General features: G+C 43.5%; 10 protein-coding genes. 6 read left to right on the forward strand and 4 right to left on the reverse strand.

All coding sequences use genetic code 11. The features are described from left to right. Position 1: 1 nt before the first annotated feature. The 3 genes from FTW16_RS05655 (at position 2) to asnB (ending at position 4787) form a co-directional block, all read left to right on the forward strand. On the forward strand, positions 2 to 1216 hold the full coding sequence (locus FTW16_RS05655; RefSeq protein WP_061019534.1) for an ROK family protein: 1215 nt from the start codon (positions 2 to 4) through the stop codon (positions 1214 to 1216). An 84-nt stretch (positions 1217 to 1300) separates the two neighbouring features. Beyond that, complete coding sequence (locus FTW16_RS05660; RefSeq protein ID WP_086716115.1) at positions 1301 to 2887, forward strand: cation:proton antiporter family protein; 1587 nt, start codon at positions 1301 to 1303, stop codon at positions 2885 to 2887. Between the two features lie 235 nt (positions 2888 to 3122). Continuing rightward, positions 3123 to 4787 carry an asparagine synthase B gene (gene asnB / locus FTW16_RS05665; RefSeq protein WP_146490380.1) on the forward strand — a complete coding sequence of 555 codons (1665 nt, stop codon included), beginning with the start codon at positions 3123 to 3125 and terminating at the stop codon, positions 4785 to 4787. 81 nt (positions 4788 to 4868) lie between these two features. Here the strand turns inward: asnB and rfaH are convergent, their stop codons facing one another. After that, a complete protein-coding gene (rfaH, locus tag FTW16_RS05670) occupies positions 4869 to 5375 on the reverse strand; it encodes a transcription/translation regulatory transformer protein RfaH (protein WP_146490381.1) in 507 nt (168 codons plus the stop codon). Positions 5376 to 5878: 503 nt separating this feature from the next. Here rfaH and FTW16_RS05675 point away from each other — a divergent pair. After that, entirely contained in the window at positions 5879 to 7273 is a 1395-nt protein-coding gene (locus tag FTW16_RS05675) for a peptide MFS transporter (protein ID WP_123311293.1), read from the forward strand. A gap of 90 nt (positions 7274 to 7363) precedes the next feature. Here FTW16_RS05675 and hemH read toward each other — a convergent pair whose 3' ends face one another. The 3 genes from hemH to htpG form a co-directional block, all read right to left on the reverse strand. Next, positions 7364 to 8326, reverse strand: a complete 963-nt coding sequence (gene hemH, locus FTW16_RS05680) for a ferrochelatase (RefSeq protein WP_137001204.1) — start codon at positions 8324 to 8326, stop codon at positions 7364 to 7366. A 279-nt stretch (positions 8327 to 8605) separates the two neighbouring features. Next, a complete protein-coding gene (gene adk / locus FTW16_RS05685) occupies positions 8606 to 9250 on the reverse strand; it encodes an adenylate kinase (protein ID WP_048660860.1) in 645 nt (214 codons plus the stop codon). Positions 9251 to 9638: 388 nt separating this feature from the next. Beyond that, positions 9639 to 11543 (reverse strand): molecular chaperone HtpG, encoded by a 1905-nt coding sequence (gene htpG, locus FTW16_RS05690; RefSeq protein WP_146490382.1) that lies wholly within the window; start codon positions 11541 to 11543, stop codon positions 9639 to 9641. 270 nt (positions 11544 to 11813) lie between these two features. On the opposite strand from htpG, the gene FTW16_RS05695 reads away from it, so the two are divergent. Next, entirely contained in the window at positions 11814 to 12725 is a 912-nt protein-coding gene (locus FTW16_RS05695; protein ID WP_146490383.1) for a transcriptional regulator, read from the forward strand. Position 12726: 1 nt separating this feature from the next. Continuing rightward, entirely contained in the window at positions 12727 to 13242 is a 516-nt protein-coding gene (locus FTW16_RS05700; protein ID WP_061019528.1) for a regulatory protein ToxS, read from the forward strand. The last annotated feature ends 121 nt before the right edge of the window (positions 13243 to 13363 follow it).

Genomic DNA, 13363 nt, shown 5'->3' on the forward strand with positions numbered 1-13363 from the left:
TATGAATGGCGGACAAATAGGTAACGTAGACTTAGTTAAACAACTAAACAGTGCGGCGGTATACCGACTAATAGACCAACAAGGGCCTATCAGTCGTATACAAGTGGCTGATGTAAGCCAACTCGCACCGGCAAGTGTTACAAAAATTACCCGCCAACTTTTAGAGCGCGGCCTAATTAAAGAGGTCGCGCAGCAAGCGTCTACTGGCGGTAGACGCGCTATCTCCCTGACCACAGAAGTAGAGCCTTTTCATTCTGTCGCTGTGCGCTTAGGCCGAGACTATATTCAAATAAGCCTGCATGACCTTGGTGGTCGTGAGTTGGCTTTCCAGCAGCAAGACCTGAATTATTCCGACCAATCAGACCTTACTCAAGGCTTGGTCAATAACTTGAAGGCTTTCATTGCTGAACATCAACCAAAGATCGACCAACTGATTGCCATTGGTGTCACTCTTCCAGGCTTGGTTAACCCGACGACAGGTGTCGTTGAGTACATGCCAAACACAGACATCGATAACCTCGCATTAAGCGATATTATTCGCGACACATTCCATGTCGCTTGTTTTGTTGGGAATGATGTTCGAGGAATGGCGCTTGCTGAGCACTACTTCGGAGCAAGTAAAGACAGTCAAGATTCTATTTTGGTCAGTGTTCACCGTGGTACAGGTGCAGGTATTATCGTTAATGGTCAAGTTTTCTTAGGCCATAACCGTAACGTCGGTGAAATTGGTCACATCCAAATTGATCCGCTAGGCGAGCAGTGCCAATGTGGTAACTTCGGCTGTCTTGAAACCGTAGCCGCAAACCCAGCTATCGTTGAGCGAGTGCAGAAGCTGATTAAGCAAGGCTACGAGTCTTCTTTAACAGAGCTTGAACGAATTACGATCCAAGATGTTTGTGATCACGCGATCAATGGTGACGAACTAGCCAAGCAAAGCTTAGTTCGAGTAGGAAACCAGTTAGGTAAAGCTATCGCGATGACGATTAACTTATTTAACCCTCAGAAAGTTATCATTGCCGGTGATATTACCAAGGCACAAGAGATTGTTTTCCCTGCAATTAAGCGCAATGTAGAGAATCAGTCGTTAACGACTTTCCATAGCGGCTTGCCTATTGTAGCATCACAGATCGATAAACATCCTACGATGGGAGCTTTTGCAATGATCAAGCGCGCTATGCTCAACGGTGTGTTGCTTCAAAAGCTTCTCGAAGACTAAAGAAAAACAATTCTGATTTTCCGCGGGCCGTGTTTGTATGAACACGGCCCGTTTTTTTAAGCTAGGGAACTACAACAACAAGTTATGGAACTTATATTAATATCCACTGCGTTTATCGCAGGATTTATTGCTTTAAAGTGTCACCTTCCCCCATTAGTTGGTTTTTTGGTTGCAGGCTTTGGGCTTTTTGCCTTTGGCTTTGAAACCAATGACACCATCATTACTTTGGCTGACCTTGGTGTCACGCTGCTTCTATTTACTATCGGCTTAAAACTCGACATAAAAACCCTACTCTCTAAGGAGATCTGGGCTGGCGCGACAATCCACAACCTTTTATCCACTCTGTTTTTCGCCGTCGCCCTGTTTGGTTTTAAATTCTTAGGTATTTCATCGCTAGCCGCCATGTCGGTAGAACAGATCGTTCTGCTCGGTTTTGCTCTTTCATTCTCTAGTACCGTATTTGCGGTTAAGACTCTGCAAGAGAAAGGCGAAATGAATGCGACCTACGGAACGTTGGCGATTGGTATCTTGGTCATGCAGGATATCTTCGCCGTAGTATTCCTAACGGCTTCTACGGGCAAAATACCTGAGTGGTATGCGATTGCTCTATTTGCCCTGCCCTTATTACGTCCACTGTTCTACAAAGTGCTCGATTGGGTTGGTCATGGTGAGATGCTAGTTCTATCCGGCATCTTCTTCGCATTAGTCGTCGGTGCTGGTTTATTCCATTTGGTTGGTGTTAAACCAGACCTGGGTGCTCTTGTTCTAGGTATGTTACTGGCTGGTCACCCAAAAGCCTCAGAATTATCAAAATCGCTGTTTAACCTTAAAGAACTTTTCCTTGTCTGTTTCTTCTTGAACATTGGTTTGTCAGAGCAACCAACCATTCAAGGCTTTATGCTTGCAGTTTTGTTCTTACTGATGCTGCCAGTGAAAGGGGTTCTCTACTTCTTAGTGCTTAACCGTTTCAAGTTCCGTGTTCGAACATCTCTACTCGCCTCTCTATCACTATTTAATTACAGCGAATTTGGCCTCATCGTTGGTGGCCTCGCCTTCAAGATGGGTTGGATGTCTGGTGATATCTTAGTTGCCGTCGCCATTGCGGTTTCACTGTCATTCTTAATCGCTGCACCTTTAAACCGAGCAGGTCATAAACTCTATCAGCAGTCAGGTAAATGGCTGAAAGAGCATGCGTCAGAAAAGCTTCACCGACGTGATAAGCGAATTGACCCAGGTCGTGCCCAAGTACTTATTCTTGGTATGGGCCGAATTGGTACTGGTGCTTATGACGAATTACGTTCTCGCTATGGTAAAGTCAGCCTAGGGGTCGAAGTTCGTGAAGAAGCCGCGCACAACCACCGAAGCCATGGCAGAAACGTGATTTCTGGCGATGCGACAGACCCAGATTTTTGGGAACGAATCTTAGATACAGCAAACGTAAAACTGGTAATTTTGGCAATGCCTCACCACCAAGGTAATCAAACCGCTTTAGAACAACTGAAGTCACGTAACTTTAAAGGCCAGATTGCAGCTATTGCTGAATATCCAGATCAACTCGAAACACTGAAAGAGAATGGCGTTGATGCGGCATTTAACATTTACAGCGAGGCTGGTAGTGGTTTTGCTCGCCACGTTTGCGAGCAGTTAAATCCAAATATCAATAAAATCTAGCATTAAACTGTATTCAACTAAACCTCTCAAAACTGCCTATTTTTCACACTTTTGAGAGGTTTTTGTTTAAAAAACCAACCGCAATTAAACGTCACACATCAAAAACACATAAAAATTAGATAATTTCTAACATAACACCCTTTATATTATTTTTTTGCTCATATCCGGTTGCTTTTTTTAGCCAGAATGGCAAATTGAATGCAGTTGATTTGGAAATTATTTAAAAGGAAGTTCTATGTGTTCAGTATTTGGCATTCTCGACATTAAAAGTGATGCCGCAGCACTTCGCCCTATTGCTTTAGAAATGTCTAAAAAGCTTCGTCACCGTGGTCCGGACTGGTCTGGTATCTATGCAGGTGAAAAAGCAATCCTTGCTCATGAACGTCTTGCTATTGTTGGCTTGAACAGTGGTGCTCAACCACTATACAGCCAAGACAAAAAGCACATTCTTGCAGTGAACGGTGAAATTTATAACCACAAAGAACTTCGCGCACGCTATGAAGATAAGTACCAGTTCCAGACTGATTCTGACTGTGAAGTTATCCTAGCGCTTTACCAAGAGATGGGTGCAGACCTTCTAGAAGAACTTAACGGTATTTTCGCATTCGTTTTATACGACGAAGAGAAAGACGAGTACCTAGTGGGCCGCGACCATATTGGTATTATCCCGCTTTACCAAGGTTACGATGAGCACGGCAACTACTACGTTGCTTCAGAGATGAAAGCATTGGTTGAAGTATGTAAAACGATCAGTGAATTCCCTCCTGGTAGCTTCTACTCTTCGAAAGATGTAGAACCTCAACGCTACTACATCCGCGATTGGAACGAGTACGCTGCAGTACAAGGTAACAGCACAAGCAAAGAAGAACTGACTGAGGCGCTAGAAGCAGCTGTTAAACGTCAACTAATGACTGACGTTCCTTACGGTGTACTTCTATCTGGTGGCCTTGATTCATCAATTACTTCTGCCGTTGCTAAACGCTTTGCTGCGATGCGTATCGAAGATGATGAGCAATCTGAAGCTTGGTGGCCACAACTGCACTCATTCGCTGTTGGCCTTGAAGGCGCGCCAGATCTTATCGCTGCTCGTGAAGTTGCGGACAAGATCGGTACTGTTCACCACGAGATGACTTACACTATTCAGGAAGGCTTAGATGCCATCCGTGATGTTATCTACCACATCGAGACTTACGATGTAACGACGATTCGTGCATCAACGCCAATGTACTTGCTTGCTCGTAAGATCAAAGCAATGGGCATCAAAATGGTACTGTCTGGTGAAGGTGCTGATGAAATCTTTGGTGGCTACCTTTACTTCCATAAAGCGCCAAACGCGAAAGAGTTCCACGAAGAGACAGTACGTAAGCTGCTTGCTCTAAGCATGTTCGACTGTGCTCGTGCAAACAAATCGCTAGCGGCATGGGGGGTTGAAGGCCGTGTACCATTCTTGGATAAAGAGTTCATCGATGTCGCAATGCGTCTGAACCCTGAAGATAAGATGTGTGGTAACGGTAAGATGGAGAAGCACATCCTGCGTGAGTGTTTTGAAGACTACCTACCAGATTCAATCGCATGGCGTCAAAAAGAGCAGTTCTCTGATGGTGTTGGCTACGATTGGATTGATACATTGAAAGCAACGGCTGAAGCAAAAGTAACGGATCAACAAATGGAAGCTGCTAAGTTCCGTTTCCCTTACAACACGCCAACAACAAAAGAAGGTTATGCTTACCGTGAAATCTTTGAGGAGCTATTCCCTCTAGAATCAGCGGCAGAATGTGTGCCTGGTGGTCCTTCAGTTGCTTGCTCATCAGCGAAAGCGATTGAGTGGGATGAGTCATTCAAAAACTGTGTCGACCCATCTGGACGCGCAGTACAAGCTGTTCACAACGACTCTTACTAGGTCTAGGTCTAGGTCTAACCAGTCAAAAACAAAAAAGGCGCATGATGCGCCTTTTTTTAAGCCTATTTGTTTATTACTGCACTATGCATGAGCTTGTAGTGCTTCGTTCTCTATGCTGATCGGCACAACTTGACTGATCATCTTAACGAGCATAATAGAGCGTGCTTCTCCATCCTTTTGATGGAAAATAGCCTCTACTCCAGCAAACTGGCCACTCTGAATCTTAACTACCTGCCCAGATTCAAACTCAACACAACAATCTTCAGTTTCTATGCTGCAGCACTTCTCGAACTCTTTGAGCTCAAACACTAAGTCTCCTTGGACCTCGTGCGGCCGAGCACCGAACTTAATAAAGTCCACAACGCCACGTGTTGAACGAACGGTCGTGAAGCTAGGACCTTGCTCATAATCGAAGCGAACAAAGATGTAAGACGGAAACAGCGGTTCTTTGACCTGCTTTTCTTTCCCTCTCACCACCTTTTCGACTTCTATTTGAGGGTAAAAGCACTCTACCCCTTGATTCTCTAAGTGCTGCTGAGCGCGTTTTTGATCACCTCGCTTACAGTAAAGCAAATACCAACGTTTCATTTAACTAGCCATTTTATATTTTTAGATATTTTACCACATGCCTAAAACGGTTAAATCGCCATTCATAAAATGAGTCGTTACTAACAAGAAATAATGCGTAGCAGACCAATTTATCAACAAAAAGTTATAGGTATCGAAAGTGGTTAAGCATTGTACAAGGATCATTTAGAGATCAAAAGACTCATTGTTGTAAGCATATGTATACCGCACCCGAATCGGAACGACATTCCATTTAAACTCAAAATGATATAATAGACAAATACATCTAAACATTTTTATTTGATAGATCGTTTAAAACGGTTATCAACCAACCAACTCAAATCTGGAAAATTAGTTTGCAGCACATCCTAAATGGGCAACATTAAAAACAAATACTATTAATATCAACAACTTAACCAAATCAAGTTATCGTAACCATAAAATACGTCTATTGCAGACTTTTATCCCACTGTGTATACATGAATGACTATAAAATCTTTTAATACCTAAAATTAGTAAAACTTATGCCAAGCAACCACAACATCTTTGGCCACCCTAGAGGCCTATTTCTACTATTTAGCACAGAGCTATGGGAACGTTTCTCCTACTATGCAATGCGTGCAATTCTTGTTTTATTCTTAACTGATACCACCCTTAATGGTGGCCTTGGTTGGTCAACAAAAGACGCACTCGATCTCTACGGGATCTACACGGGTTTAGTCTACATCACACCATTAATTGGTGGCTGGATTGCCGATAACTACCTAGGACAACGTAAATCGATCCTGATTGGTGGTGTATTAATGGCTCTAGGCCAATTCACACTTGCCCTACCTAACGGTTTTATTGGCTTAGACCAAGTCAACGCTCTGTACCTTGGTTTAGCACTGCTTATCAGTGGTAACGGTATGTTTAAGCCAAACATCTCGACCATGGTTGGCGACTTGTACCAGGAAGGTGATAACCGCCGTGATGGTGCTTTCACCATTTTCTACATGGGCATCAACTTAGGCGCACTACTTGGTGGCTTGATTTCGGGTGCAGCAGTCGATTCATTCGGCTGGAAAGCAGGTTTCTTGGCTGCTGGTATTGGTATGGTTATTAGCTTGATCATGCAGATGACGATGGCTCAATCTTGGTTAGGCAACATCGGTTCTGTACCTGCGGCTGCTCGAGCAAAAGAGCTGAACAAATCGAAAGAGAAAGCGCCACTGACTAAAGAAGAATTCGACAGACTAAAAGTTATTCTGATTATGGGTCTGTTCGTGATCGTTTTCTGGGCTGGCTTTGAACAAGCTGGCGGCCTAATGAACATCTACACTCAACAATATACTGACCGTATGATTGGTGGTTTTGAAGTTCCTGCTGCTTGGTTCCAATCTCTGAACCCATTCTTCATCATTACACTTGCACCGATCATCGCTGCGTTTTGGGTGAAACTAGGTAAGCGAGAACCCAACTCACCGGTTAAATTTGCGATGGCGTTGTTCTTCTTAGCACTTGGCTTTGTGTGCATGATGGGTGCGGTAATGGAACAAGGTGGCGACCTAACAGTGAAAACATCGATGTTATGGCTAGTAGGTGCATTCTTCTTCCATACCCTTGGTGAGCTTTGTCTATCGCCTATTGGCCTGTCGTTGGTCACTAAGCTAGCTCCACTTCGTTTAGCATCACTAATGATGGGTGCTTGGTTCGGCTTCAATGCGGTTGCAAACTACGTAGCAGGCCTAGTGGGTTCTCACGTTGGTGAACTTGGCGCGATGTCTATCTTTGGTGGTATCGCGATTACAGCAACAATTAGTGGCGTATTATTGCTTCTTTGTGCTGGTAAGCTTGTATCATGGATGCATGGTGTAGAAACCAACATGACGCTTGAAGCAGAACCAAAAGCTGAGACAGCAGAAACGTCGGTGGCTTAATATCTAGATCCATTTCAAGAAGAAACATCAAGATCAAAAAGGGCTGCTCAATGAGCAGCCCTTTTGTTATCTATTCAATCGACACATCAATTAGCGATGAAGCGCTACCAGTTCAGCCATCATGTCGATATGTGAGTCTCTATCGTTAAGACACATAATGTAGCTAAAGTCTGAGCCACCAGCTTCGATGAAAGTCTCTTTACACTGGTCTGAAATCTCTTCCAATGTTTCCAAGCAATCCACCGAGAATGCAGGCGCCATGATATCGATCTTCTTGATGCCTTTGTTTGGCAGTGATTCAAGCGTCTCATCAGTGTATGGCTTCAACCACTCCTCTCGACCAAATCGAGATTGGTAGGTCATGGTGATGTCTTCTTCAGATAAACCTAGCTCTGCTGCAAGCAGTTTTGTCGTTGCTTCACAGTGCTGTGGATAGATATCGCCTTCATCAGCTAAGCGCTTCGGAATGCCGTGGAACGAACAAACCAAGTGATCAGCTCTACCATTTTGATCCCAATGACTGCGAACGCTTTCAGCCAGTGCTTTGGCATAGCTCGGGTGTGAATAGTAATCGCGAATAAAGCGATAGCTTGGGATTACAGGCATCTGCTTAAAAGCTTTGGTTAAGCCATCAGAAACAGCCGCTGTCGTTGTACCTGAGTACTGAGGGTACAAAGGCAATACAATAACGTCTTCAACGCCCTGCTCCATCAGTTGTTCGATACCCGTCTTAAGGCTTGGGTTACCATAGGTCATTCCCAATGCAACCGGCATCTCTAATTTTTTCTCTAGCTTTTCCGCTTGTCTCTGCGAGTAAACGAGCAAAGGTGATCCATCATCCATCCAAACCGACTGATATAGCTTCGCAACCTTAGGTGAACGAATAGGAAGAATCACCCCATGCAGAATAGGACACCAAAGCCAACGAGTTAGGTTTACTACTCGCTTGTCGTGCAAGAACTCACTCAAAAATCGACGAACGCCAGCTGGGGTCGCAGAATCTGGCGTACCTAAATTCACCAGTAAAACGCCCTGCTTTTTATTATTTTCCATAGATACCTGAGACCAATATGTGATTTTCTGGAAAGTAATATACTAATCTGCATAAGTTTAAGATCATTGCTTCCCACTAAATGTCTGAATAATCATTCTTTAAACGGGATATCACAACATCTACTTTCGATTGTGAGCCACCTTCATCAAAAACGGTTTCGTCTTGAACGATGTGTAATCGAATTATCTAGATTGGTATCGTACTAAAAATTGAAACAAAAAAAGCGACCCTTAAGGTCGCTTCCAATATATCAAATTCTAAAACTGGCTGTTAGCCAATTATGCTAGTGCTTTCTCAAGTTCTGCACTAACTTCAGCAACTTGCTTAGTACCGTCAAACTTAAGGTACTGAGTGTTACCTGCTTCAGCTTCTTTACCGTAGTAAGAGATTAGCGGAGCTGTTTGATCGTGGTATACACCTAGACGTGCACGAACTGTTTCTTCTTTGTCGTCATCACGTACAACTAGCTCTTCACCAGTTACGTCATCTTTACCTTCTTCTTTAGGCGGGTTGTACACAGTGTGGTATGTACGGCCTGAAGGAAGGTGAGCACGACGACCAGCCATACGCTCAACAATCACATCGTCAGCTACGTCGAATTCAACAACGTAATCAACAGCGATGCCCATTTCTTTTAGGCCATCAGCTTGTGGGATTGTGCGTGGGAAACCGTCTAGTAGGAAACCTTTCTCACAGTCATCTTGAGCGATACGCTCTTTGATAAGACCAAGGATAATTTCATCAGAAACTAGCTGACCAGCGTCGATTACTGATTTTGCTTGCTTACCAAGCTCAGTACCCGCTTTGATAGCAGCACGTAGCATGTCACCAGTTGAAATTTGAGGGATACCAAATTTGTTCATGATGAAGTTAGCTTGAGTACCTTTACCCGCGCCAGGAGCACCTAGAAGAATGATGCGCATGTTTAATCCTCTTATAAAATTATGATTTATACCGAAGCTCACTATCCCTCCATTCTTGCTCATTTTTAGGATGAACAGAAAGAGTTAAGTAACCATTGAGGCTAAGCAAAACTGTGAACAGAAGCAAAACGGTAAGTTTCGGTATAACGTTTAAAAATCATACAACTGGAGATAGTAGCTTCCTAGCCCCAGCTGATTAGGTCGAGCATTCTATCACATTAATATTCAATTTGGCTGAATTTACGACTAAAGAATGCATCGACAACATTTGTTGTGACGATAACGGTGACGTTGACCACGTTAGGTCAATTTTCAGCGACGTTCATAAAAAAAGCCCGCATTTGCGAGCTTTTTATTACAATTATTGACTTAACCTAAAGTCGAAAGACTAACGCTTTGTTAGTAGCTCGTTGATTGCACCCAAGAATTGTGACGGATCTTCCATTGAGCCTTTTTCAGCTAGCATAGCTTGGCCAAGGAGTAATTCAACCCAACGGCCGAACGCTTGCTCATCAGCTTCATCAGCCATCTGTTTCACAAGTGCGTGTTCAGGGTTAATCTCAAAGATATACTTAACTTCCGGTGCCGCTTGACCCGCAGCTTCAAGAAGCTTAGCCATTTGCGTGCCCATTTCGAAGTCGTCAGTGACAACAACCGCAGGTGTTGTTGCTAGCTTGAAGGTCGTACGAACTTCTTTAACACGACCACCTAGGTAAGATTGAGTGCGCTCAACAACAGACTTGAACTCTTCTTCTGTCTCTTTTTGTTTCTCTTTCTCTTCTTCACCTTCGAACTTGCTTAGATCTAAGCCCGCTTTAGTGATCGACTGGAACTGTTTACCGTCAAAGTCAGTCAGATAGTTCATTACGTACTCGTCAATGCGATCGTACATTAGAACCACTTCAATACCTTTTGCTTTGAATTGCTCCAAGTGTGGGCTGTTCTTAGCAGCAGCGTAGCTATCCGCGGTTAGGTAATAAATTTTATCTTGGCCTTCTTTCATGCGCTCTACGTAAGACGCTAAGCTGATGGTTTGTTCAGCCGAGTCCACTTCCGTTGATGAGAAACGAAGCAGGCTAGCGATCTTCTCTTTATTCGCCATGTCTTCCGCTGGGCCTTCTTTCATTACTAGGCCAAACTCTTTCCAGAACTCTAGGTACTTTTCGTTATCATTTTTCGCCATGCGCTCAAGCATAGTCAGTACACGCTTAGTACATGCGCCACGAAGAGACTGAGTTACCTTGTTATCTTGCAGAATTTCACGAGACACGTTCAGTGGCAGATCGCTTGAGTCAATCAAGCCTCGCACAAAACGCATGTAAGATGGCATGAACTGCTCAGCATCATCCATGATGAATACACGCTGTACATAAAGTTTTAAACCGCTCTTGTGGTCACGGTTCATCATATCCCAAGGCGCTTTTGCTGGGATGTAAAGCAAACTTGTGTAGTCGTTCTTACCTTCAACTTTGTTGTGGCTCCAGGTTAGTGGATCAGCAAAGTCGTGAGATACGTGCTTGTAAAACTCTTGGTACTCTTCTTTCTCGATCTCAGACTTGTTACGAGTCCAAAGCGCTTGCGCCTTGTTGATCTGTTCCCAGTGTTTCTCTTCGGTGTCTTTACCTTCATCATCTTTCACAGCTGTGAAGATAGAAACTGGAATGCCGATGTGGTCAGAATATTTACCAATCACTTCACGCAGACGCCATTCATTTAAGAACTCTTTACCGTCTTCACGCATATGAAGAATGATGTCAGTACCACGAGACTCTTTCGTGATGTCTTCAATTGTGTAGTCGCCTTCACCAGCAGAGTGCCATTGCACCGCTTCATTGCTTGCAAGACCTGCGGCACGTGTGCGAACCGTTACCGCGTCAGCAACGATGAATGCAGAGTAGAAACCAACACCAAATTGACCAATCAATTGAGAGTCTTTGCTTTGGTCTTCAGATAGCTTTGAGAAAAAGTCTGCAGTGCCTGATTTAGCGATTGTGCCTAAATGTTCAATAACGTTGTCACGGCTCATACCGATACCGTTATCAGAAATCGTTAATGTATTTGCCTCAGCGTTGAATGAAAGTTTTACACCTAGATCTGCATCACCTTGGTAAAGGTCACCGTTCGATAGAGCTTGAAAACGAAGCTTATCAGCCGCGTCAGATGCGTTAGAGATCAGCTCACGTAAAAAGATTTCTTTATTTGAATACAGTGAGTGAATCATTAGATGAAGTAGTTGTTTTACTTCAGATTGAAAGCCACGAGTCTCTTTATTTTGCGTTGCCGTTTCGCTCATTTTTACTCCAAAACATCTATACTTTATGTTGAATAATCATAGGGGCGTAACACTTGATGCCACTCTTCTGTTCATTAACATGAGGATGACAAATGTAAATTCAAGGTCAAAAATCATAAAAACACTGTTTTTTTGATCTGTTTTTATTATCCTTGAGTCTGATAAATATAAAAGAACATAAAAGAAGCCATGATTTGGTGAAGAATTAACGGAACTTCACCTGAGATTTGTCTATTTCGCACCCAAAATCATCCAAAATAGAAGAATTCAATGAGCAATATCGGCACAAAGTTTATTCTCGCACAGCGGTTCGTATTCGATCCAAACAGCAACTCACTTGTTGACCAACTGAGCGACGGCGAAGTCGTACGTCTTGGCAGCAATGAAAGCCGCATTCTCCTGATGCTGTCAGAAAGACCCAATGAAGTTATCACTCGCAATGAATTACATGAGTATGTTTGGCGAGACCAAGGCTTTGAGGTTGATGACTCAAGCTTGACGCAAGCAGTATCGACTCTGAGAAAGATGCTTAAAGACTCGACCAAGTCTCCAGAATTCGTAAAAACAGTGCCTAAGCGCGGTTACCAATTTATTGCGACAGTCGAGCGCTCTGCCCCATTTTCATCAAATGATCAGCCAGTAGCGGCTGAAATTGCAGAAAATGACGTAGAACCTATCCTAACGTTTGCAACACCGACAGCGGCTGAAGAAGCGAGCACTGAAACGGTTGAACCTGAACCGATTGCGAACGTTCAAGAAACTAAGGTTGAAGCAGAACCAGCAACAACTCCTGTTGCGACTCCGGCAAAACGCACCGATAAGTGGTTAACGTTTTCGTTACTGCTTGCTGCTTTCATCATGCCAATTTTGGTATTAACGTTTACTAACCCGGCAGAGTCTAAGTTCAAAACATTGGCAGAAGTGGATGGTGTAAAAGTTCAATCACCGATTAATCACCCAGATCTCAGTAGTTGGCTGCCAGCGATAGAGAAGTGTGTATTGCGTTACAACACTAATCACACTGGTATGCTAAAGCCGACTGAAGTGATTGCAACAGGTGGACAAACCAACAACCTTGCTCTCAACTACATTCACCCGCAAGAGTACTCAAGCGAAAATGTAACCCTAAGAATTTACGCAAACCAGTCGGATGTAAACGACATTTGTAACGGTGGTCAGTAACATGAAATTAAAAGTATCAATTATTTTACTGGTTCTATCTGCGTTTTTAAGTGGTTGGCTACATTGGGGCAGCGATGCAAAAGTAGAGCGCTTGCTTACTCAGCATGAATGGCAATCGAAAATGGTGACTCTAATTAGCGATAACAAACAAGCTGATTCAATTGGCCCACTTCGTAAAGTTGAACTGTCGTCGAATGCAAAGTACCTACCCAATGGTACGTACCTGAGAATGTCTGTGGTTAGACTGTACGGCACTCAAACGGCACCTGCAAATGTCATCAACATCTCTGAAACAGGTCAGTGGGATATTAACGATAACTACTTACTGGTTTCACCAACAGAGTTTAAAGATGTGACTTCTGCTCAGCGCCAAGACTTTTCTGAAGAACAACTAGAGCTTATCACTCAAGTCATTAAGATGGACGCTGAGCAAAGCCGTCGCATTGACATCGTTAACCCGAAGGCACTGTTACTGACTAGCTTAAATCATGGTTCTACCGTATTGTTTTCAAACTAAGATTGGAAAGCTATTTACTGCATTCCAATGGCTAATACCATGAAACGGTTAACCAATAGGAAAAGGGGCATGACGCCCCTTTTTTGCTATCCGTGCTCCATCTCGTCATTGGAGCAATGAT

This window comes from Vibrio sp. T20 (assembly GCF_007858795.1).
In the GTDB taxonomy this organism is placed as follows: Bacteria; Pseudomonadota; Gammaproteobacteria; order Enterobacterales; family Vibrionaceae; genus Vibrio; species Vibrio satsumensis.

What these genes read in the sequence shown, in the direction of transcription:
- htpG (WP_146490382.1), bottom strand. Translation starts at nt 11,543, where the DNA reads ATGAGCGAAACGGCAACGCAAAATAAAGAGACTCGTGGCTTTCAATCT.
- hemH (WP_137001204.1), bottom strand. Translation starts at nt 8,326, where the DNA reads ATGGAAAATAATAAAAAGCAGGGCGTTTTACTGGTGAATTTAGGTACG.
- rfaH (WP_146490381.1), bottom strand. Translation starts at nt 5,375, where the DNA reads ATGAAACGTTGGTATTTGCTTTACTGTAAGCGAGGTGATCAAAAACGC.
- FTW16_RS05660 (WP_086716115.1), top strand. Translation starts at nt 1,301, where the DNA reads ATGGAACTTATATTAATATCCACTGCGTTTATCGCAGGATTTATTGCT.
- FTW16_RS05655 (WP_061019534.1), top strand. Translation starts at nt 2, where the DNA reads ATGAATGGCGGACAAATAGGTAACGTAGACTTAGTTAAACAACTAAAC.
- FTW16_RS05675 (WP_123311293.1), top strand. Translation starts at nt 5,879, where the DNA reads ATGCCAAGCAACCACAACATCTTTGGCCACCCTAGAGGCCTATTTCTA.
- asnB (WP_146490380.1), top strand. Translation starts at nt 3,123, where the DNA reads ATGTGTTCAGTATTTGGCATTCTCGACATTAAAAGTGATGCCGCAGCA.
- FTW16_RS05700 (WP_061019528.1), top strand. Translation starts at nt 12,727, where the DNA reads ATGAAATTAAAAGTATCAATTATTTTACTGGTTCTATCTGCGTTTTTA.
- FTW16_RS05695 (WP_146490383.1), top strand. Translation starts at nt 11,814, where the DNA reads ATGAGCAATATCGGCACAAAGTTTATTCTCGCACAGCGGTTCGTATTC.
- adk (WP_048660860.1), bottom strand. Translation starts at nt 9,250, where the DNA reads ATGCGCATCATTCTTCTAGGTGCTCCTGGCGCGGGTAAAGGTACTCAA.